General features: G+C 64.7%; 15 protein-coding genes and 1 riboswitch. Of the genes, 6 read left to right on the top strand and 9 right to left on the bottom strand.

What is annotated here, in order from left to right:
- Nucleotides 1-3: 3 nt before the first annotated feature.
- The 5 genes from JW897_RS23150 to flgB are packed head-to-tail and all read right to left on the bottom strand — an operon-like array spanning nt 4 to nt 3,437.
- Nucleotides 4-735 (bottom strand): flagellar basal body rod protein FlgF, encoded by a 732-nt coding sequence (locus tag JW897_RS23150; protein ID WP_205467809.1) that lies wholly within the window; start codon nt 733-735, stop codon nt 4-6.
- 16 nt (nt 736-751) lie between these two features.
- Nucleotides 752-1,930 (bottom strand): flagellar hook protein FlgE, encoded by a 1,179-nt coding sequence (locus JW897_RS23145; RefSeq protein ID WP_205467808.1) that lies wholly within the window; start codon nt 1,928-1,930, stop codon nt 752-754.
- A 38-nt stretch (nt 1,931-1,968) separates the two neighbouring features.
- Nucleotides 1,969-2,652 carry a flagellar hook capping FlgD N-terminal domain-containing protein gene (locus tag JW897_RS23140; protein WP_048415607.1) on the bottom strand — a complete coding sequence of 228 codons (684 nt, stop codon included), beginning with the start codon at nt 2,650-2,652 and terminating at the stop codon, nt 1,969-1,971.
- Complete coding sequence (gene flgC, locus JW897_RS23135; RefSeq protein ID WP_019102950.1) at nt 2,649-3,074, bottom strand: flagellar basal body rod protein FlgC; 426 nt, start codon at nt 3,072-3,074, stop codon at nt 2,649-2,651. Before flgC ends, JW897_RS23140 begins: the two co-directional genes overlap by 4 nt.
- 3 nt (nt 3,075-3,077) lie before the next feature.
- Nucleotides 3,078-3,437 carry a flagellar basal body rod protein FlgB gene (gene flgB, locus JW897_RS23130; protein ID WP_039755772.1) on the bottom strand — a complete coding sequence of 120 codons (360 nt, stop codon included), beginning with the start codon at nt 3,435-3,437 and terminating at the stop codon, nt 3,078-3,080.
- A gap of 135 nt (nt 3,438-3,572) precedes the next feature.
- On the opposite strand from flgB, the gene flgA reads away from it, so the two are divergent.
- Entirely contained in the window at nt 3,573-4,289 is a 717-nt protein-coding gene (gene flgA, locus JW897_RS23125) for a flagellar basal body P-ring formation chaperone FlgA (protein WP_205467807.1), read from the top strand.
- Between the two features lie 211 nt (nt 4,290-4,500).
- Here the strand turns inward: flgA and JW897_RS23120 are convergent, their stop codons facing one another.
- Nucleotides 4,501-5,205, bottom strand: a complete 705-nt coding sequence (locus JW897_RS23120) for a glutathione S-transferase N-terminal domain-containing protein (RefSeq protein WP_205467806.1) — start codon at nt 5,203-5,205, stop codon at nt 4,501-4,503.
- A 273-nt stretch (nt 5,206-5,478) separates the two neighbouring features.
- On the opposite strand from JW897_RS23120, the gene JW897_RS23115 reads away from it, so the two are divergent.
- Entirely contained in the window at nt 5,479-6,807 is a 1,329-nt protein-coding gene (locus tag JW897_RS23115) for a methyl-accepting chemotaxis protein (protein WP_205467805.1), read from the top strand.
- A gap of 94 nt (nt 6,808-6,901) precedes the next feature.
- Nucleotides 6,902-8,101: an NnrS family protein gene (locus JW897_RS23110; protein WP_205467804.1), complete on the top strand. Its 1,200-nt coding sequence runs from the start codon at nt 6,902-6,904 to the stop codon at nt 8,099-8,101.
- A 153-nt stretch (nt 8,102-8,254) separates the two neighbouring features.
- Here JW897_RS23110 and JW897_RS23105 read toward each other — a convergent pair whose 3' ends face one another.
- Nucleotides 8,255-9,460, bottom strand: a complete 1,206-nt coding sequence (locus JW897_RS23105) for an EAL domain-containing response regulator (protein WP_048415884.1) — start codon at nt 9,458-9,460, stop codon at nt 8,255-8,257.
- Nucleotides 9,461-9,799: 339 nt separating this feature from the next.
- Here JW897_RS23105 and JW897_RS23100 point away from each other — a divergent pair, with 339 nt between their 5' ends.
- The 3 genes from JW897_RS23100 (at nt 9,800) to JW897_RS23090 (ending at nt 14,373) form a co-directional block, all read left to right on the top strand.
- Nucleotides 9,800-11,386, top strand: coding sequence for a methyl-accepting chemotaxis protein (locus JW897_RS23100; RefSeq protein WP_048415883.1), 1,587 nt, complete (start codon nt 9,800-9,802; stop codon nt 11,384-11,386).
- A 547-nt stretch (nt 11,387-11,933) separates the two neighbouring features.
- A riboswitch (M-box (ykoK) riboswitch) is annotated at nt 11,934-12,107 on the top strand.
- 82 nt (nt 12,108-12,189) lie between these two features.
- A complete protein-coding gene (locus JW897_RS23095) occupies nt 12,190-13,212 on the top strand; it encodes a magnesium transporter (protein WP_205467803.1) in 1,023 nt (340 codons plus the stop codon).
- Between the two features lie 300 nt (nt 13,213-13,512).
- Nucleotides 13,513-14,373 (top strand): hypothetical protein, encoded by an 861-nt coding sequence (locus tag JW897_RS23090; RefSeq protein ID WP_205467802.1) that lies wholly within the window; start codon nt 13,513-13,515, stop codon nt 14,371-14,373.
- Between the two features lie 69 nt (nt 14,374-14,442).
- On the opposite strand, the gene JW897_RS23085 is transcribed toward JW897_RS23090, so the two are convergent.
- Entirely contained in the window at nt 14,443-17,301 is a 2,859-nt protein-coding gene (locus JW897_RS23085; RefSeq protein WP_205467801.1) for an adenosylcobalamin-dependent ribonucleoside-diphosphate reductase, read from the bottom strand.
- A 241-nt stretch (nt 17,302-17,542) separates the two neighbouring features.
- Nucleotides 17,543-20,863 carry a DUF748 domain-containing protein gene (locus tag JW897_RS23080; RefSeq protein WP_476727394.1) on the bottom strand — a complete coding sequence of 1,107 codons (3,321 nt, stop codon included), beginning with the start codon at nt 20,861-20,863 and terminating at the stop codon, nt 17,543-17,545.
- Nucleotides 20,864-20,960: the final 97 nt, after the last annotated feature.

The following is a 20,960-nucleotide window of genomic DNA, read 5'->3' as shown; positions in this document are numbered from 1 at the left end:
GGATCAGGCGCGCACCAGGCGGTTGCCCGCCTCCACCATGTCGCTGGCGGAGTTGAACAAGCGCATCTGCATTTCAAAATTGCGATTCAGCGTCATGGTGGCCACCATCTCCTCCACCGCCGACACATTGCTGCGCTCCAGGTGCTCGCCCTGCACCTTGACGGTGTCGTCGACGGCCAACACCCCGCCCTGGCGGCTGATCACCAGGCCGTTGGGGTCCTTGGCGATGTCCTGCGACAGCGGCTTGACCAGCTTGAGCTTGTCGATGGGCTGCATTTCGCTTTCGCCGGCGGCCAGCACCGAGATCACGCCGTCGCTGCCGATGTGCAGCTTGACGTAGTCCGCCGGCAAGGTGATCTGGCCGCCGTCGCCCAACACCGGATGGCCGTTGACGCTCAGCTTGCCGTCCATGTCCGCCACCATGGCGCCGGCGCGGGTGTAGGCCTCGTTGCCGTCCGGCCCCTGCACGGCGAAAAAGCCCTCGCCCTTCACCGCCACGTCCAGTTCGCGGCCGGTCTCCACCACCGCGCCGCTGCGCATGTCCACCGCGTTGGCGCCGTTCTGGCTCAGGTGGCGCGCATCGTAGCCGTAGCCGGGCACGGTCTGGCTGGTGCTGACGCCGATGTCGGCGCGGAAGCCGCCGGTTTCGGCGTTGGCGATGTTGTTGGCGTGAATCTGCTGCGCCTTGAGCATGCGGTCGGCGCCGCTCATCGCGGTGTAGATCAGTGCGTCCATTTATCCTTGCCCCGCCTTAGACCGCCTGCATCAACGCCTGGATGGTCTGGTTCTCGGTGGAAATCACCTTGGTGTTGGCCTGGTAGTTGCGCTGCGCGGTCATCAGGTCCACCAGTTCGGAGGTCATGTCCACATTGGACTGTTCCAGGGTGAAGGCCAGCAGATTGCCGGACAGGCCGGCGCCCGGGCGCGAGTACACCGCGGTGCCGGAGCCGGCAGTTTCCACCCAGCTGGTCTGCGAAGTGGCTTGCAGCGCGGCTTCGTTGGGGAAGTTGGCGATGGCCAGCGTGCCCACCACCTGCTTCTGGCCGTTGCTGTAGGCCGCCACCACGTCGCCGTTGTCGTTCAGGCTGGTGCCGGTCATCGAGCCGGACGGATAGCCGTTGCTGGCGTTCAGGGTCTGGCTGCTTTCGCCTGCGAACTGAGTGGTGCCGGTGTAGTCCAGCTTCACCGCCAGCGGGGACGCGCCGGCGGGGGTGCCCAGGTTCAGCGCCACCGGCGCGGTAGGGCTGGTCAGCTTGCCGTCGGTGTCGAAATTCAGGGTGGCGGTGGTGGGCAGGTCGACGCCGTCCAGCGTGTAGTGCACGGTGACGGTGCTGGGACCGGTCTTGCAGAAGTACTGGGTCAGGTTGAGCTTATTGCCCAGGGAATCGTAAACCGTGGACACCGCCGAGCTGTTGAAGGTGTTCTGCGCCTTGTCGAACGGCACGGTCTGCACGCTCCAGCCCGCCGACATATTGCCGACGTATTGCAGCTTGTCGCTGGCCTTGGCCGGGATGTTGCCGTTGGGGATCTTGATGTCGCCGAAGGCGCCCAGCGCGTTGCCGTCGGCCTTGCCGTAACCCTGCACGCGACGGTTGAAGCCGTCAATCAGGTAGCCGTCCTTGTCGGCGTTGAAAATGCCGACGCGTGAATAGGCCATGCCGCCGTTCAGGTCGCGGCTGACGAAGAAGCCGCGGCCGTCGATGGCGGCGTCCAGCGGACGGCCGGTGCGCACGGTATTGCCGTTGCGCGCCATGTTCTGACTGTGGCCGACCACTTCCACCCCCATCGGCTGCGCGCCGGCGTAGGCGGCGGAGAAGCTGGTACGGCTGGACTTGAAGCCGTAGGTGCCGGTGTTGGCGATGTTGTTACTGATATTGCCCAGTTGGTTGTTGACGGCGTTAATGCCGGACAAAGCAATGTCGAAACTCATGGTCGCTCCAAAGTTCGTAGGTATCTTGAATCGGCGCTTCAGGCCTGGGTCTTGCCCAGCAGGCGAGTAATGGCGGAAGCGGGGAATTCGCCCAGTCCGGCCAGCGTCAGCGTGGGCTCGCCGCCGTTGATGGGCAGACGCACGCCGGACACGGTGGCCAGCATCTCCAGCCCGGCCTTGGACTTGGACGCGGTGCGCACTTCCAGCTTGTAATCGCCTTCCACCAGCCCGTGCTTGCTCGGGTCCACGTTGAAGTCGAATTCGCCGGCCGGGCGCTTGCCCAGATCGATCACGGTCTGCTGGCCGCCGGAGTCGGTCAGCACCAGGGACACCTGCTGCTCTTCGCCGGACAGGGTGACGCGGCCGGACAAGGGGTCCTTGCCGCTCAGGTGCGCCTGATCGGCCTGCACCAGCACCTGCCTCCCCACTTGCGAGCCCAGCGACACGCCCTGCAGTTCGCGCAGCATCAGCGCGTTGCCCTGCAATTGCTTGAGCATGTCGGCGGAGCTCTTCATCTGGCTCATCTGCGCCAGCTGGCTGACGAACTGCGAGGCGTCGGTGGGGTCCAGCGGGTTCTGGTTCTGGATCTGGGCCAGCAACAACTTCATGAACATATCGTCCATGCCTGTGCTTTGCCCGGCGGCCGGCGCCACGGCCGGGTTGGCGCCGTTGGAGGCGGCGGACTGGCTTTGCTGCCCGTTCTGCGCGGCGTTCACGCTCATGCGTTGTCTCCCAGTTTCAGCAGGTCCTGCTGCATGCCCTTGACCCGGGCCAGCACTTCCACATTGGTCTGGAACGCGCGAGAGGCCGACAGCATGTCGGTCATCTCCTCCACCGCGTTCACATTGGAATAGAAAACATTGCCGTCAGCGTCGGCCAGCGGATTGCCCGGCTCGTGCGCCTTGCGCACCGGCTCCTGGTTCTGCACCACGTCCAGCACGCCCACGCTGGCGCCGCGCCAGCCGTCGAAACCGTCGCCGCCCCGGTACTGGGTGGCGAACACCGGCTTGCGGGAGCGGTAGGCCGCCTGCTCGCTGCCGGCGGCGGTGTCGGCGTTGGCCAGATTGCTGGCCACGGTGTTGAGACGCACCGTCTGCGCCGTCATGGCGGAGCCGGCAATGCGGGAAATATCGCGGAAGGACATGGCTTACTGACCTGCTATCACTTTGGCCAGCCCGCGGAACTTCATGTTCAGAAAGGCGAGGCTGGTCTGGAATTCGGAAACGTTCTGCGCGAACTCGGCCTGCTCCACGCCCAGCTCCACGGTGTTGCCGTCGCGCGCGGGATGATTGGGCAGCCGGTATTGCAATTCGCCGGACGGCGAATCCAGCGGAAACGCGGCGTCGTCCGCCGAAGCGGCCAAAGCCGTTTTGAAGTCGATGTCCCGCGCCTGGTAGCCGGGCGTGTTCTCGTTGGCGATGTTGGACGCCAGAATACGGGTGCGCTCCGCCCTCAACTGCAAGGCAGCAGGGTGGACGCTCAATGCTTTATCAAGGTGCAAACCCATTGCCTAGACCCATGCGGTTCTCTACCATGTTTAAACATCGGCTATCTAATTCACATTAAATGGCCGGTCGATTGAAAAGCGATACTAATAACCGCACCCCCTCACGTATACGGGATAATTACCAAGTCATCCGTAATGGCAATTTTCACATCCTATCGGCATCAAACCGCGCCGCTATTGGCTGCGCTGCTCATCCTGCCCTGCTTCCCGGCGTTGGCGGCCCCCTATCCGGCCGCCGCCGCAGTGGAGCAAACCGCACGCGCCTTGCTGCTGCAAAAACTGGAAAAAGCCGGCCTGGAAGCCGCCCGCGTCAACGTCAAGGCGCTGCCGCCGCGGGGCTTCAACGCCCCGCCCTGCCCCGAGCCGGTGCGCGTCGCCGCGCTGGACGAACGCGCGCCCAGCCGCATGCGGCTGCAGGCGCGCTGCGACGCCGCCGGCTGGGACGCTGAATTCATCGTCCGCGCCGATATCAGCGCCCGCGTGGCGGTGGCGGCGCGCGACATCCCGGCGCGCAGCCTGCTGGACGCCGGCGACATCGAATGGATGGAACGGCCGGTGCTGGACCCGGCCGACATGGTGGGCGCCAAGACCAAGCTGGAGGGATTGAGCAACCGCACCGCGCTGCGCCAGGGCCAGCCGCTGCGGCTCAAGGCGCTGGAGGCCAGCCTGCTGGTCAAGCGCGGCGAGGAAGTGCGCATCGTGGCGCGCAACAGCGGCATCGAGGTGGTCGCCGCCGGCGAGGCGCTGGGCAACGGCCGCCAGGGCGAGATCATCCGCGTGCGCAACAGCGCCACCGGCAAGGTGATCCGCGCCCGCGCCAGCCAGCCGGGCGAGGTCAACCCGGTGGACTAAGAAGCTGTTCAAGGTCTGCTGCGCGTCGTGAAACGCGACACGGTGAGTACCGCTTCGAAATGCTCATGTACCACGTGTGCATTCCGCTTTCTCAGCGGTTTTCGCCTTGTCTCGCCCTGGCTCGCAAGACTGTGAACAGGCTCCAAGCAAATGAAAAGCCCCCGTTTGGGGGCTTTTGCTTGCGCGGGCAAAACCGCCAGGAACAAGCGGTTTACGATCTCGACGGAATCGTCAGCCCGCGCTGCACCGCCGGCCGCGCCAGGAAGGCGTCCAAGGCCCGCGTCACCTGCGGGAAGTCCGCAATCGACACCAACTCGCCGGCCTCGTAAAAACCGATCAGATTGCGCACCCAGGGGAAGATAGCGATGTCGGCGATGCCGTAGTCGTCGCCCATCACCCACTGGCGGCCGCTCAAGCGCTGGTCCAGCACCGCCAGCAGGCGGCGCGCCTCGTTCACATAACGGTCGCGCGGGCGTTTGTCCTCGTAGTCCTTGCCGGCGAATTTATGGAAAAACCCCAGCTGGCCGAACATCGGACCGATGCCGCCCATCTGGAACATCAGCCACTGTATGGCTTCGTAGCGCGCGGCAGGATCGGCGGGCAGCAATTGGCCGCTCTTCTCCGCCAGATACAGCAGGATGGCGCCGGACTCGAACAAGGCCAGCGGCTTGCCGCTCGGGCCGGCCGGATCGAGAATGGCGGGAATCTTGTTATTGGGGTTCAAGGACAGGAATTCCGGCGACAACTGATCGTTGCTGTCGAAGCTGACCAGGTGCGCTTCATACGGCAGGCCGGTTTCTTCCAGCATGATGGACGCCTTGACCCCATTGGGCGTGGTCAGCGAATACAGCTGGATGCGTTCCGGATATTTCGCAGGCCATTTGCGAGTGATGGGAAAGGCGGATAAATCGCTCATACGCGCTCCATTGAGTTTGGACGGGTGGGTTGCGCACCCATGATAAGCCCGGCTTTTGCATTTGTCTTAAATCAGCAGCTCGTCAATGGCGAGATGTTATTGACGCAATAGCTGGATACACTGTTAATCCGTGCCTATGGTCAACGCCGCCCACCAATAAGCAATTCATTCAAAAATAAATTTCCCTTCTAAATCATGTGGAATGTATTAGTTTGAAATGAGGTTGGCGTGCTCCAATGGCACTCCTGGATGGCAATTACAATGGAGGCAGCCATGCCCTTTTTTTCCGGAAAACTCAAGGAGCAGCTCAACGAGCTGACCGGCCAACTGGACGGCCTGCGCGGCATGCTGTCCGCCATCGACCGTTCCATGGCGATGATACAATTCACCCCCGACGGCATCGTCACCAACGTCAATGAAAACTTCCTGCGCACCATGGGCTACCGGCGCGAAGAAGTCATCGGCAAGCATCACCGCATCTTCTGCGATAAAAACCATGTTTCCAGCGCCGCCTACGCCGAGTTCTGGCAAAAGCTGAAGCACGGCGAGCCGGTCAACGGCCGCTTCAACCGCTATGCGAAAAACGGCGAGGAGATCTGGCTGGAAGCCAGCTACACCCCGGTTCTGTCCAGCGACGGCCAGGTCTGCGGCGTGGTCAAGGTGGCGTCCGACATCTCGGAACAAGTGCACCGGGAGCAGAACGACCAGGCCATCCGCCTGGCGATCAGCCGCTCCATGGCCCAGATCGAGTTTGATCTGGACGGCAATATCCAGGACGCCAACGAAAACTTCCTCAACACCTTCGGCTATACGCTGGCCGAAATCCGCGGCAAGCATCACCGCATGCTCTGCGACGCCGACTACGCCGCCAGCGCCGACTACGCCGAGTTCTGGCGCCAGCTGCGCCAGGGCAAGTTTTTCCAGGGCCAGTTCAAGCGCCTGAGCAAGAACGGGCAGACCATCTGGCTGGAAGCCACTTACAATCCGGTCTACGACCTCAACGGCAAGCCGGTACGGGTGGTCAAGTTCGCCCAGGACATCAGCCGCCGGGTGCAGCAATTGCAAGCCCAGGCGGAGAACGCCCAATCGGCGGTGGAAGTCTCGGTCAACACCGAGCAGCTGTCGGTCAAGGGCAGCGCGGTGCTGGAACAGGCCGCCAGCGAAATCACCAAGGTGGCGTCCAGCGTGGAAAGCTCCTCCGTCATCATCACCAAGCTGGGCGACAGCTCCGGCCAGATCGGCACCATCATCAGCACCATCAGCGAAATCGCCGACCAGACCAATCTGCTGGCGCTCAACGCGGCGATCGAAGCGGCACGCGCCGGCGAGATGGGCCGCGGCTTTGCCGTGGTGGCCGATGAGGTGCGCAAACTGGCGGAGCGCACCAGTCAATCCACCGGCGAGATCTCCGGCATCGTGCGCAGCATCCAGGAAGATTCCAAGTCCGCCATCACCTCGATGCAGCAGGTGCGCGGCCTGGCCGACACCAGCCTGCAGCTGTCCGAGCAGGCGCGCGACTCCATCGCCGAGATCCGCGCCGGCGCCAAGGAAGTGGTGCAAGTGGTGCGCGACGTGTCGGAGCTGCTGCAGCAGCGCGCCTGAGCCGCGCCGACGCGCTCGGAAAGCCTTGATCCAAATCATGTCCGCGCCGGCCCCGGCGCGGACATACTGAGGCGCCCACACCCCCGAGTCCGCGATGAAACACCTCCGCCCCGCGGCGATGCTGGCCCAGGCGCCGCACCGCGCCGCCTTTCTGCCCGGCATGCTGTTCGCCATCCTGCTGCTGGCCGCCTGGAGCGCCGAACTGGCCAGCCGCCTGCTCGGCGTCCACGCCGCGTTGGCCGTGCCCTCCTCGCTGGCCCACGGCTTCCTGATGCTGTTCGGCTTCTTCCCGCTGTTCATGACCGGCTTTCTGTTCACTGCCGGTCCGCGCTGGCTGGGCGTGGAGCCGCCCGGCCGCCTCATCTTCGTCGGCGTGCCGGCGTTGATGGTCGTCGGCCTGCTGCTGTGGCTCACCGGACTGTGGCTGGGCCTGGCCTGGACGCTGGCCGGCCACATTATGTACACGCTGGGCTTCAGCGGCCTGGCGCTGACTTTCGCCTGCCTGCTGCTGGCCAGCCCGCAGCCGGACCGCCGCCACGCCTGCGCGGTGCTGGCCGCGCTGTTTTGCGGCGCGCTGGCGCTGCTGGCCGGCGCTTACTGGCTGATCTTTCAGGACGGCCAAGCCTGGCTGTGGATGCGCAATCTGGCGCTGTGGGGTTTTCTGCTGCCGGTGTTTCTGAGCGTCAGCCACCGCATGCTGCCCTTCTTCTCCGCCAACGCGCTGCCTCAGTACCAGCCGTGGCGGCCGGGCTGGCTGCTGGCCGCCCTGCTGGCCGGCTCGCTGGGCCACGGCCTGTTGGACGGCTTCGGCCTGCCCAGTTGGCCGCTGGACGCGGCGATGGCCGTCTTGCTGACTTACGTCAGCTGGCGCTGGCGACTGGCGGCGGCATTGCGGGTGCGGCTGCTGGGCATGCTGCACCTGGCTTTCGCCTGGCTGCCCGTCGGTTTCGGGCTGTACGCGCTCAACGGCTGGCTGGCGTCGCCGCGGCTGGCGCTGGCGGCCTTGCACGCGCTCACCGTCGGCTTCTTCCTGACCATGATGATCGCCTTCGTGTCGCGGGTGACGCTGGGCCATTCCGGCCAAGCGCTGCAGGCCGGCCCCGGCTTGTGGCGGCTCTATCTGGCCGCTCACTGGCTGGCGCTGACCCGGGTGGCCACCGAGATGCTGCCCGGCGTCTGGTCCGGCTGGCTGTACGGCGCGGCGGCGATAGGCTGGCTGCTGACGCTGGCGGCCTGGGGGCGCGCCTTCCTTCCCAGTTACTGGCGACCGCGCTCCGACGGCAAGCCGGGCTGAGTCTTTCCCAGAACCTGCCATAAGTCACGCGAGCAAGGGCGAGGCAAGGCGAAAACCAGCGAAAAAGCGGAATGTGCACGTGGCACATGAGCATTTTGAGCTCATACTCCCCGTGCAACGCCTGACGAAGCGCAGCTGACTTTGAACAGGTTCTCAGCCTTGCCCGCGCCGACGCAGATACGCAAGCACCTCGTCGGCCGGCATCGGCTTGCCCAGCAAATAGCCCTGCACGTAATCCACTCCCAGCTTCAGCATCAATTGCAAGTCCGCCTCTTCGCTGACGCCTTCGGCCACCACCTGGATATTGCGGTCCTGGGCCAGCTGGACGGTGGACTCGAGAATCTCCCGCGCTACGCTGTCGCCGGCGGCGCCGGCCACCAGCGAGCGGTCTATCTTGATCGTGTTCACCGGCAGCTCGCGCAGGTGCTGCACGCCGTTGTAGCCACAGCCCACATCGTCCAAAGACACGCGAAAGCCCGCCATGCGCAGCCTCATCACGTTTTCCAGCGCCTGATAGATGTTTTTGAGCCGCTGGGTTTCCGTCAGCTCCAGCGTGATCAAGGCCGGCGCCATGCCCTGCTCCTCCGCGGCGGCGGCCAGGCTGGACGGCAGTTCCGGGCTGCAGAACTGCTTGGCGGTCAGGTTGATCGACACCCTGAGCCCGGACAGCGTCGCCTGTTCGCTCCAGCGGCGATAATCCTCCGCCACGGCGTGGAAGATGGTGAAGAACAAGGCCTCGTCCAGGCCATAGCGTTCCAGGCTGGGCAAAAAAGCCGAAGGCTCCAGCACGCCCAGCTCCGGATGCCGCCAGCGCGCCAACGCCTCCATCCCCATCACCCGCAACAGCCTGGGGTCCGCCTGCGGCTGATACCAGGGCAGGATCTCGCCGCGCCGCAGCGCGCGCTCCAAGTCCTGGCGGCCAAAGCCCGGCGACGCCTCGTTCCACCCAGGCCGGCGCGCGACCGCCTGCCACAACCTGCATAGCTGCTCCATGGACAAAGGCGTGTTCAGGCTGCCGATCACCGGCAGATTGTGAAACGCGGCCACGCGGTAGGCCCCCATCAGCATGTCCTTGGACATAGAGCTGTTGAACACGATGGGGGGCACCGCCTGCAAGCCGGCCAGATGGCGCAGCAGCAGGATGCCGTCCATGCCCGGCATATTGAGATCGCTGATCATCAAGTCGTAGCGGCGGCGCTTGAGCCGCTCAAGCGCGTCGACGCCGTCGCACGCTTCGTCGATGTGATCGATGCCCACTTGACGCAGAGCCTGGCTCAAGGCGCAACGCTGCACGTCGTGATCGTCCACGATCAAAACCCGCATCGGCGCCGGGCCGGGTTTGGAGATTATCGGTTCCATGTCCTGTTTCCTGTCCCAGTCGGAGCGCTATTCTCCTCAGCCGAGCCCGGCTAAATAAATAGGAAGATGCTGAATTTGCCGGGAAATTTCCAAACCTTGCCGCCGCGCTTTTATCAAGCGCGCATCAAACTTTGCCGCATGCGACCGCGCTTTTGTTCTATATCTGCATTGGAGGCCGCCAAGACGAAATTCCATCCCAATCAAGCAAATAGCATTGCAAACGACGGGTTTCGCCTGGATTGACCCAAATTGAATGATCGCCTTCGGCGCCGCCGGCGGACGGCCGCGCCGATCCGCCGCCGGCGTCGTTTCCCGGCAACGTCAAGCAGGAGGTCGGCAATGCGAAGCAATCTTCCCGTGGATGGCACCGAGGTGTTCTTGCTGCCCCACCGCCCCATCGTCACCAAGACCGATCTGAAAGGCCAGATCACTTACGCCAACCGCGCCTTCATCGACATCAGCGGCTTCAGCGAAGAAGAACTGATCGGGCAGCCGCACAATGTCGTGCGCCACCCGGACATGCCGCAGGCCGCCTTCGACGACCTCTGGAGCACCATCAAGACGGGCCGCCCCTGGAAGGGGCTGGTCAAGAACCGCACCAAGCAAGGGCATTTCTACTGGGTGGAGGCCTATGTCACGCCGATCTGCGAGGGCGGCCGGCCGGTGGGATACATGTCGGTGCGCAGCGCGCCGTCCAAGCAGCAAACCGCCGAGGCGGAGCAGCTTTACGCCCGCGTCCGCGAGCGGCGCCAGGCGTTTCCGGAAACCCGCCACGCGGCCCCGCCGACGACCGCCTGGCTGCTGCTGTGCGCGCAACTGCCCGCCGCGGCGCTGATCCTGGCCGGCGCGGCCGCCGACGGCCCGTTGCGGCTGACGCTGCTGGCGCTGGCCGCGGCGTGGGCGCTGGCCGCCTCCTATCTTGCCGGGCGCAGGCTGGCGCGGCCGATAGACGCGGCGCGGCGAGCGCTGATGCGGCTGGCCGAGGGCGACTTCAGCGCGCCGATTCCGCCGGCCGGCGCGCGCGAGCCGCGCGCGGTGCTGGAAGAGATGGAAACCCTGCGCATCCATCTGCGCGCCATTCTCGCCGACGTCGTCGCCGGCGCCGAGGATGTCAGCGAGGCCGCCACCGCCACCCACGCCGAGGCCGAATCGCTGAACGCCCGCGGCGAATCCACGCTGGAAGGCATCACCCGGGTGGCGGCCGCCTTGCAGCAACTGTCGGTGTCGGTCAACGAGATCTCGCAATCTACCCGCACCGGCGCCGAGTTCGCCGACCAGGCCACCGAACTGGCCAGCCAGGGCGAGGCGCAGATGAGCGACACCCGCCAGGCGGCCCAGGCGGTGGTCAGCGAGGTATCCTGCACTCGCGACATCATCATCAAGCTGGAACAGTCGGTGGATTCGATCAACACCGTCACCGGCGTGATCAAGGACATCGCCAACCAGACCAATCTACTGGCCTTGAACGCGGCGATAGAAGCGGCGCGCGCCGGCGAGCAAGGCCGCGGCTTCGCCGTGGTGGCCGACGAGGTACGCAAGCTGGCGGAACGCACCGCCGGCAACACGCTGGAGATCGAACAATCGGTGAGCTTTCTGCGCGAACGCTCGCAGGAAGCGCTGGAGGAAGTGAAGGCGGCGGTGAACAAGGTCCATACCGCCGAAGAAACGATACAGGCCGCGGCCCAGGGTCTGGAAGCAATCCGCAACGCCAACGAAAAAGTGGCGGAGTCCTCCTCCAGCGTGGCCAATATGCTGCAGCAGCAGTCGTCCGCCTCCACCGAGGTGGCTCAGAGCATGGAGACCATGAGCACCCTCACCGAGCAGAACAGCCACAGCATCGCCGCCACGCTTCAAGTGGCGCAAAAGCTGCACACCACCGCCAGCGATCTGCGCCGCCTGGTCAGCCAATTCGAAAAACATATGTGATCGGCATCAAAGCGGCTGGCGTATGGCATGTTTAAAGAAAATATTCATGCAAACGAGTTTTATTACACAAAGTGTGAAAAATTACGGAACTACTTGATACCCCCTCTTTCATAACTGTTATTCGTCGCGGCTCTACTGCACTGCACCATGACACCGCCGCGACGAAGACGGCGCAGGCAGGCGGCGCACGCCGCCCGCCCGCGCTCCCGAAACCGCAGTCCCAAACACAGCGAAGGAGGTGACCGTTTTATCAAACCGCGCCCAGCGCGACGCACCGCCGTAGAGCGGCGTCGAGTCCGGCGCCGGAAGCCAGGCCATGCGCCCGGCCTTCCATTCAGAATCGTGAATATGATCCCGCCCAAACCGCAACGCGGTCACTAGGCACGGATCAACGGTTCTAAGAGCCTGTTCAAAGTATCGCGAGCAAGGGCGAGACAAGGCGAAAACGGCTGAAGAAGCGGAATGTACAGATGGTACATGAGCATTCTGAAGACGTTTTCAACGCCGTATCGCTGAAGCGCAGCAGACATTGAACAGGTTCTAAGATGCAGTGTCTCGTTCGGCGAGGCTCCTATGCAAACACAGGTCACTGATCTGACGACGTCGAGAGACGCCCAAGGTTAGGACAGGCTTTATCGGATTAAGGTATAGCCCAAAGTGACTTCCCGCATGCAGTCGGGATACGTTGCATAGTGCCAAAACTTAGACGCGGAGATAGCTTTTCTGCACTCTCTCTTCTGGTTTACGCCCCCATTGTGACAACTGTTTGTGGTTATAAAACAGCTTACGGGGAATACCTCAAAATGTCTTTTGCAAGCATCACCCTGCCTACCGCTCAGGCAAACGAAGTCAATCTGAAAGAAACCGTCGCTTCCTACATGAGCGATTCGCTGATCACCCTCAGTCGCGACATGAAAGTCAGCGAGGCGCGCGAGCACATGCTCAAGCAACTGCGCGACGAAGACATTCCCGCCCAGATTTTCGTCATCGACGGCAGCCGCTTCCTGCACGGCCAGCTCTCGGTCAAGCGCCTGCTGACCGAAACGGACCCGACGCTGCCTGTTTCCGCGCTGATGGGCCCCACCTCCTTTGTGGTCGAACCCAATCAGCAACGCCGCGACATCGTGCCGGAACTGATAGACAAGGGCGTGGATCTCGCCCCTGTGGTCAGCGGCGGCAAACTGTTGGGCGCCTTGTATGAAAAGGAAATCGCCGCGCTGATCCGCGACGAAGGCACCGACGACGCTCAACGCCAGGGCGCCAGCCTGCCGCTGGAAACGCCGTACCTGGAAAGCTCCCCGTGGAGCTTGTGGAAAAAGCGCTTGCCCTGGCTGCTGCTGCTGTTCTTCGCAGAAGCCTACACCAGCACCATCCTGCAAGTGTTTGAAGAACAGTTGGAAGCCGCCATCGCGCTGGCCTTCTTCATTCCGCTGCTGATCGGCACCGGCGGCAACAGCGGCACCCAGATCACCTCCACCCTGGTGCGCGCGATGGCGATGGGCGAAGTCAGCCTACGCAATGTCGGCACCGTGCTGCGCAAAGAGGTGACCACCTCCTTCATGATTGCGCTGGCCATCGGCGTGGTGGCCTGGATACGGGCCTGGATGCTGGGGGTGGGTGACGAAGTGGCCTTGGTGGTGTGCTTGACGCTGATCGCCATCACCATCTGGAGCGCCATCGTGTCCTCCATCATCCCGATGCTCTTGAAGAAGATGCGCATCGACCCGGCCGTGGTGTCCGCGCCTTTCATCGCCACCTTCATCGACGGCACCGGTCTGGTGATTTACTTCAACATCGCCATGCTGGTGATCTCCGACCTGGCCTAAGCGCCGTCTCCCTTTCCGGCGCGCCTTCGCGCGCCGTCGCAAACCGCGCCCGCCAAGCCCGTGCCTAGGATAGGAGCTTGCCGGGCGCGCGCCGCATGCTCCGCTAGCCTTTCACCATCCCCATTCTTTTTGCACGGCGGTGCACAGGCCCTTAGGCCAGTTTGTCCGCTTCTTGGTTTTTATCACGCCGCCGCCAAGTTGTTTTCGTCGGTTCGGCATGCTAATGTCCTGATAAATTTAAAAAAATCAAGGCATACGCCGGCACCTTCTCATCGCAACGCCACTTAAACGGCCTCTTTCATGACCCATTCAAACCGTAAACGCTTCGCCGCCGCGCTGACGCTGGCCGCGGCGCTGCCGCTGGCGGCCCACGCCGAAACCTTCGACCTGGGCGCAATTCTCAAGGACGGCATCAAGAAGGCGCTGCAAAAAGACCCCGCCGCGGACAGTGCCGCCGTCCCGCTAGCCCCTGGCGTCTACGATGGTTCCGACAAGCAGTTCGAGCGCACGCTGACCATCCGTCCCAACGGCAAGTTCGCGCTGGAGGTCATGCAAAAAGGCAAACCCGGCCAGCTGCGCTCCGGCTCCGGCAGCGGACAGCTGCAAGCCAACGGCGGGCAGTGGCGCTATAGCGAAGGCATCTGCACCATGAGCGTGCTGCCCCAAACCGCCTCGGTGCAAGTGCAGATGGACCGCTGCGCCAGCACCTTCGGCGACGTGCCCTTCGACGGCAATTACCGCCTGGCCAAAACCGCCGGCGGCGCCCAGTCCGGCGCCGGCAAGAACAAGGCCCTGGCGGCACAGCTGAACTGCCACAACCTGAATCTGAGCGAAAACGGCGTCGCCAAACTGCTGGCCTCCGCCGCCGGCGCCACGCCCACCCAGGTATGGGAGCATGAAGTGACCTTGCCGGGCGGCTATGACTTCGGCGGCCTGCCGATTCGCTCGGTGCAGCTGTCCGAAGTGGACGGCGGCTTCCTGGCGCTGTTCGTCGACGGCGACGCCGCCGCCATCAAGACCGCGATCAAGAAAACCCAACGCAAGAGCAGCAGCGCGGCGATGTTGAGCAAGGTGGGGGAAAGCTATCCCTTCCCGGGCAAACCCAACGGCCTGCCCTATGTGCAGTGCCGCAGCAAGGCGGTTCAAAACGGGCTGTATTGACGCTTGCCCCAAACGACAATGGCCCCGGCAAACGCCGGGGCCATTGCATTTAGTCGACCCGTTTAATGCTCAACCGCAAGCGCCCACGTGGCCGCAGGCGGTGCAGAACTCGCAGCCGTCTTTCTTGATCAAGGCGTGGTTGCCGCATTCCGGGCACGGTTTGCCCGGCACCTGCTTCAAGGCCGCGCTGGCTTCCGGGCTGAACAGATCGCTCTGCTCCGGCACCATCACCCCCATTTCTTCCAGCGGCACGCCTTCCTCGGTCAGCACCCCCAGCATCGCGTAGCGGTGGATGATCAGCTGCGCCAGATAGGCGACGGTGGACGGCCAGCTCTGCGACTTCTCCACGCCGGGAATGCGGGCGAAGAAATCGCCCTGCGGCTCGGCGTAGCTCAGCAGCTTGCGCAGCTTGAGGCCGATCCAGGCGGGGTCTATCACCCGCATGTCCAGGCTCAGCATCTTGCACAGGCCGTCCAGTTCGCGCGGGTAGGCGCCGGCCAGCCACATCGAATACGGCCGCCGCTGACCGTTGGGCAGCACCAGTTCCTTGATGAAGAGCACGAAGTCGTCGCCGGTTTGCGGATTGCTGACGTCCACCGACCAGCTCATGGTGCCGTCGGTGCCGGACTTAGGCTCCTTGCGCGCGAACAGCGCGTCCATCACCGGCGTCGGCTCGTTCTGGTCCGCCGGCAGCGCGCCCAATTGCTCGACGCGGTGGCGCACCACCTTGCCCAGTGCCGCCGAGGCCGAGGTGGCGTAGACGGTGCGCTCGCCCAGATCGAACACATAGCGTTTGTCGCCGTTGGTGTGCGACAGCGCGTCCAGCTTGGCCGCCAGCCAGCCGTGGTCGCGGCAGCGCATGTCCATGGACAGGGTCTTGGCCACCGCGCCCAGACCGCGCTGTTCCTCGGTGGCGTTGACCCAGCATTCGAACGGCGATGTCCGCCCGTTCTCCACATGGCCCACCACCACGGCGAAATCGCCGGCGTCGCCTTCCACCATGAAGGTCCACGACGGGTTGCCTTCCTTCAGCTTGGGCCGGTTCGGCCATTTCAGGCTGGACAGCGCCGGCGTCGGCGCGGTGTTGAGCACCACGCGGCGGTCCGGATCGCCGTCGCCGCTGCCGGACAGGTCCTGCGGCGTGGCGGCGTTGGGCTTGGCCGGCTCCACCGACAACACCGAGCCCAGCACATTGTTGGGACGGTAGGTGGTGATGCCCTTCAGGCCGGCGCGCCAAGCCTCCAGGTACAGGCTTTCGAAATCGTCGAAGGGGTAATCGCCCGGCACGTTCACCGTCTTGGAAATGGCGGTGTCGATATAGGGCGCCACCGCCGCCACCATGCGCATATGGTCCAGCGCGCTCATTTCCAGCGCGGAGACGAAGTAGTCCGGCAAGGCGTTGGTGTCGCCGCCCTGCATCCGGTAGACGCGATAGGCGTGGTCTTCCACCAGGTATTCCTGCTGGCCGCCGTCGGCCATGCGCTTCTTGCGGGTGTAGAACCAGGAGAACGGCGGCTCGATGCCGTTGGAGGCGTTGTCGGCGAAGGCCAGCGAAATGGTGCCGGTGGGCGCGATGGACAACAAATGCGAGTTGCGGATGCCGTGCTTGCGGATGCGCGCCTTGATCGCCTCCGGCAGCCGGCTGGCGCAATGCGGCGCGGCCAGGTAGGCGTCGGCGTCGAACAGCGGGAAGCCGCCCTTCTCGATAGCGAGGTCCACCGAGGCGTCGTAGGCGGCGTCGCGCATCGCCTCGGAAATGCGGCTGGCGAAGCGGCGGCCCTCCTCGCTGTCATAGCGTATCTTCAGCATGATCAGCGCGTCGCCCAGGCCGGTGAAGCCCAGGCCGACGCGGCGCTTGGACTGGGCCTCGCGCTGTTGTTCTTCCAGCGGCCACACCGTCAGGTCCAGCACATTGTCCAGCATGCGCACCGACATGCGCACCACTTTCTCGAAGCTCTTGAAGTCGAAGCTGGGCTTGTCGCCAAACGGCTGGCGCACGTGGCGGCACAGATTGATGGAGCCCAGGTCGCAGCAGCCGTAATCCGGCAAGGGCTGCTCGCCGCAGGGGTTGGTGGACTCGATCACCTCGCAATAGGACAGATTGTTGTCCTGATTGATGCGGGTCATGAACAGCACGCCCGGCTCGGCGTGGTCGTAGGTGGAGGCCATGATCTGCCTCCACAGTTCGCGCGCCGGCACCGCGCGGTAGACCCACAGGCCGTCCTCGCGCTGATAGCTGCCGGGGAAAGCGTCGGACGACGGTTCCACCGCGTGAGTCAGCTCCCAGGCGGCGTCCGCCTCCACCGCGCGCATGAAGTCGTCGGACACGCCCACCGAGATGTTGAAATTGCGCAGATCGCCCTGGTCCTTGGCGTGGATGAATTCCTCCACGTCCGGGTGGGAAATGTCCAGCACCCCCATCTGGGCGCCGCGGCGCGCGCCGGCGGATTCCACCGTCTCGCAGCTGCGGTCGAACACCCGCATATAGGACACCGGGCCGGAGGCGCGGCTATTGGTGCCCTTGACGCGCGCGCCCTTGGGGCGGATGCGCGAGAAGTTGTAGCCGACGCCGCCGCCGCGGCGCATGGTTTCCGCCGCCTGCAGCAGCGCCTCGTAAATGCCCACCTTGCCGTTTTCGGTTTCGGACACCGAATCGCCCACCGGCTGCACGAAGCAATTGATCAAGGTGGCGCGCAGATCGGTGCCGGCGGCGGAGTTGATGCGGCCGCCGGGAATGAAGCCGTTTTCCAGCGCTTGATAGAACAGCGGCTCGAAACGCGCCGGTTCGCTTTCCAGCGCCGCCAGCGCCTTGGCCACGCGCAGGCGCACTTCGCTCACGCTGTGTTCGCCGTTCTTGGCGTATTTTTCCAGCAGCACCTCGCGGGAGATGTCCTGCTCGGTCATGGCGGCGATGTTTTCCTGCTTCATGGTTCCCGGTTCCTCTTGAATTGCGGCCTGCGGCGGCCAGGGCGGCCCCCTTCCAGCATGCAATGGACCGTGCGGGCCGCAAAAGGTTGCAACACGTCCGATACGCAATATCTGGAAAAGAAAAACGGCGTATTACACTATATGTAGTTACGCCGTTCGTTGACACATATCAAGCGCTATTCCACGCCGCCGCCGCTTTTCCCTCTTGTCATGGGCAAAAACACGACGCGCGGCCGCCGTCTTACGGCGTCTTCAGCTTCACCTCCAGCGGCACGCCGTCGCGGCCGGCCGAGACCTTGACCGGCTCGCCCAGCTGGATGCGCTCCTGCAGCGCCGGATCGGCCTTGACCATGGCCGCGCGCGCGTTGACGGCGCGTTGCTTGGCCAGTTGCTGCAGGCCGGCGTCGGTGATGTTCTGCGCGGCGATCAGCTCCTCGCGCAGCAGCTTGCCCAGGGCCGCGCCGGACGGACCGCCCGGTTTCAGCGTATGTCCCAACAGCTTGAAGCGGCCGATCTGCTTGCCGTACACCGATTTGACCGCGGACAGGATTTCATCGTCCTGCAAGTCCGGCAGCGGCAGCGGCTCGCCCGCGCCCAATTGATGGCCGGCGGCGGAGAAGATCGCCAGATCGGTTTGCGCGCGCGCCATTTCCTTGCGGTCCGCGTCGGCGTTGTAGCCGCCGCTGATGGACAACATCAGCTTGGGTCGCTTGACCATCAGCCCGGCCACCTTGACCAGCTTTTCGCGTTCCGGCGGCGTCACATTGGCCTCGCCGGCGACGAAGCGGATGTCGTCGAAGCCCTCGCCGCCCAGCAGGGCGCCCAGCGCGCGGAACGGCGCGGTCACCACCTTGGTCACCACATTGACGATGGCCTTCCAGATGACCTTGCCGTAGCTGAACTGCGGATCGTCCAGGCTGCCGGCCACCGGCAGGTCCAGATCGATGCGCTTGTCGCTGTCCTCCAGGATGGCCACCGCCAGCCGCAGCGGCAGCCGCGGGCCCTTGTACTCGCTGTCCGGCAGCTCGTCGCCCAGTTGCAGGGAATCGATCACCACCCGGTTCTCGCCCTTGAGCTGACGTTGCTCCAGCAGATAGCGCAGGTCCACCGACAAACGGCCGTCCTTGACCTGCCAGCCGGCGAAGTTCATCGAATACGGGTTCAGCGTGCCCATGGAGATATTGCGGAAGGCCAGCGTGATGTCGGTGTTGTCGGTAGGCGCCAGCGGCGACAAGGCGCCGCGCACCTTGACGTCGCCGAACTGGTCCACGTCGCCGTCCAGCGTGATGTTGCCGCGCTGCTTGGCGCGGGTGGACAGGTTCTGGATGGAGCCGCGCAGATTGTGCATGTCGGTGGCGAAATCCGGCTTCATGCCGTGGTCGGCGAACTGCACCCGGCCGCCCTGCACGTGAATGGACTTGACCTCCACCTGCGGCAACGGCTCCGCCTTGGCCTTGGGTGCGGCCGGCTTGGCGCCGCCCTGGCCGGCGAACAGCCTGGCCACGTTGAGCTCGCGCTTCTCGTCCAGCACCAGTCGCGCCGCCGGGCCCAGCAGGCGGACATTGCTCACCGTCGCCTTCAAGGGCATGCCCTGGGCGCTGAGGCCGCGCACTTGCAGATCGCGCCAGCCCAGCAGGGGCAGTTTCTCGCCCGGCTCGTACACCGCCAGCCGCGCCACGCCGGCGGAGCCGCCGACGCGCCAGCCGCGCGCGCCGACATCCAGGTCCAGATCCGCCGACAACGCGCCGCCGCCGAAACGCAGCGACGTGCCGCTCAAGGCGTACGGCGCCAGCGGCGCCAGTTGCACCCCGTCGGCGCGCAACTTGCCCTTGAGCGCGCCGGCGGCGGCGTCGATATCGGCCTTGGCCGCCAGCTTGCCGCCATTGAGCTTGCCGGCCAGGTCCACCGCCAGCTTTTGGCCGTCGCCCACCTCCACGGTGCCGCCCAGGCCGGACAAGGCCGCATTCACCGGCTTGGCCAGGCTGCGGTCGGTCCAGCTCAGCTGGCTGTCCCGCAACTCCATTTCCGGGTAGGAGAATTTCCAGGCCGGCGCCGCCTCGCCTTGCGGACGCGCCGGCGCGGCGGCCGGTTTGGCGCCGCCGGCCGGCTCGAACAGCCGGGCCAGATTGATCTGGCCGGCGCGGTCGCGCTCCACCTTAGCGTCCAGGCCGCTCAAGGTCAGCTTGCCCGGCTCGATGCGGCGACCCTTTTGCAACAGCTGGCTGGACGCCAGTTCCGCGCTGGCCAGGCTCACCGCCGGCTCCGCGCCCTGCGCGCCCAGCTTCAGCTCGTCCAGCCGCGCCAGCATGCCCGTCAAGGAAAAGCCATGGTCCGGCGACAAGGCGAAGCGGCCGGACAACAGCGGCAGCTTGGCCTCCAGCGCCAGCGGCTGGCGGAAGCCCTGATCGGCGTAGCTCACGCGCCAGTTGCGCAGCTTGATCGCCTCGATGTTCACCAGCCACGGCAGCGGCGCGGCCGCCGGCTGCGGCTTGGCGGCGGCCGGCGCCGCCGGAATCGCCTTCTGCCAGTCCACCGTCCCGTCGCGGTCGCGCCCGGCCATCGCCAGGCCCTGGTCCAGTTCGATGGACTGCACTTTCAGCATCGAACGCGCCAGGTCCAGCGCGCCGCCTTCGACGCGGACCTCCGGAATCGTCAGTTCGCTGCGGCCGCCCGGCGCTTTCAGCGCGAAGCGCAGCAGGCTGGCGCGGAACGGCGACACCGTCAGCTCCGGCGTCTTGCCGGACATTTCAAAATGGTAGCGCGCGGACACGGACAGCCGCCCTTCCGGCGCGGCGGTGTTGAAATGCGGCTGCACATAGGGCCAGACCGAGGCCAGCGGCAGCTCCGCCATCTGCGCCTCGCCGTCGGACTTCAGCGGCTGCAGATTGATGCTGCCCTTCCAGTTGAAACGGGTGCCGTCGGTCATCGCCGCCTGCATCGTGTAACTGCCGTTTTCCGGCAGCGTGGACAGGTCCAGCAGCGACAGATTCAACGGCACCAGGGTGAAGCGCTCGTCGCCGCCCAACTGGTCGGACAACTGCGCCTGGCCGTTGCGGATGTTCAAGGCCTTGATCAGCAGCCGCGGCAGCTTGTCCGAGCCGCCTTCGGGCTTGGCCGGCCCGGCGGCGTCGGCGACGAAACTGGCCCAGTTCCACTGGCCGGCGGCATTGCGCGCCAGCGCCAGCCTAGGCTCGTCCAGCGAGAACTCCTGCGCCTGCCAGCGGCCGATCAACAACATGGACGGATCCAGGTTCAGATACGCCCGCTTCACCGCGAACAAGGGCCGGCCGTCTCCCTCGCTCAGCTTGAGATCGCGCACCTCCAGCGACATATTCCAGGGCGTGATGCTGATTTCGCCCATGCTCAGCTTGCGGCCTATGCCCTGCGCCCATTTGGCGGCGGCGTCGCTGATCATCCCCGGCGCCAGCCAGCCCAGGAAGCCCCACAGCAGGCCCAGCAACACGAGGGGAACCGCCAGCCAGCGCAGCCAACGGCGGCGCGGTTTCCGGGCCGGCGAGCCAGGATCCGCAGCGGGTGTTATCTGTTTGGTATCGTTTTCCATATCGTCTAATTCTAATACTCATAAAGAGGTCTTAACAGTCCCCTTGGTCAGATTTCCTTGTTGCCGCAAACCAACAGCCGGCCGGCATCCCGTCAAT

The organism is Chromobacterium alkanivorans, assembly GCF_016937655.1.
Classification (GTDB): domain Bacteria; phylum Pseudomonadota; class Gammaproteobacteria; order Burkholderiales; family Chromobacteriaceae; genus Chromobacterium; species Chromobacterium alkanivorans.
Note: the sequence above shows the minus strand (reverse complement) of the source record. Positions and strands in the feature narration are given on the sequence as shown.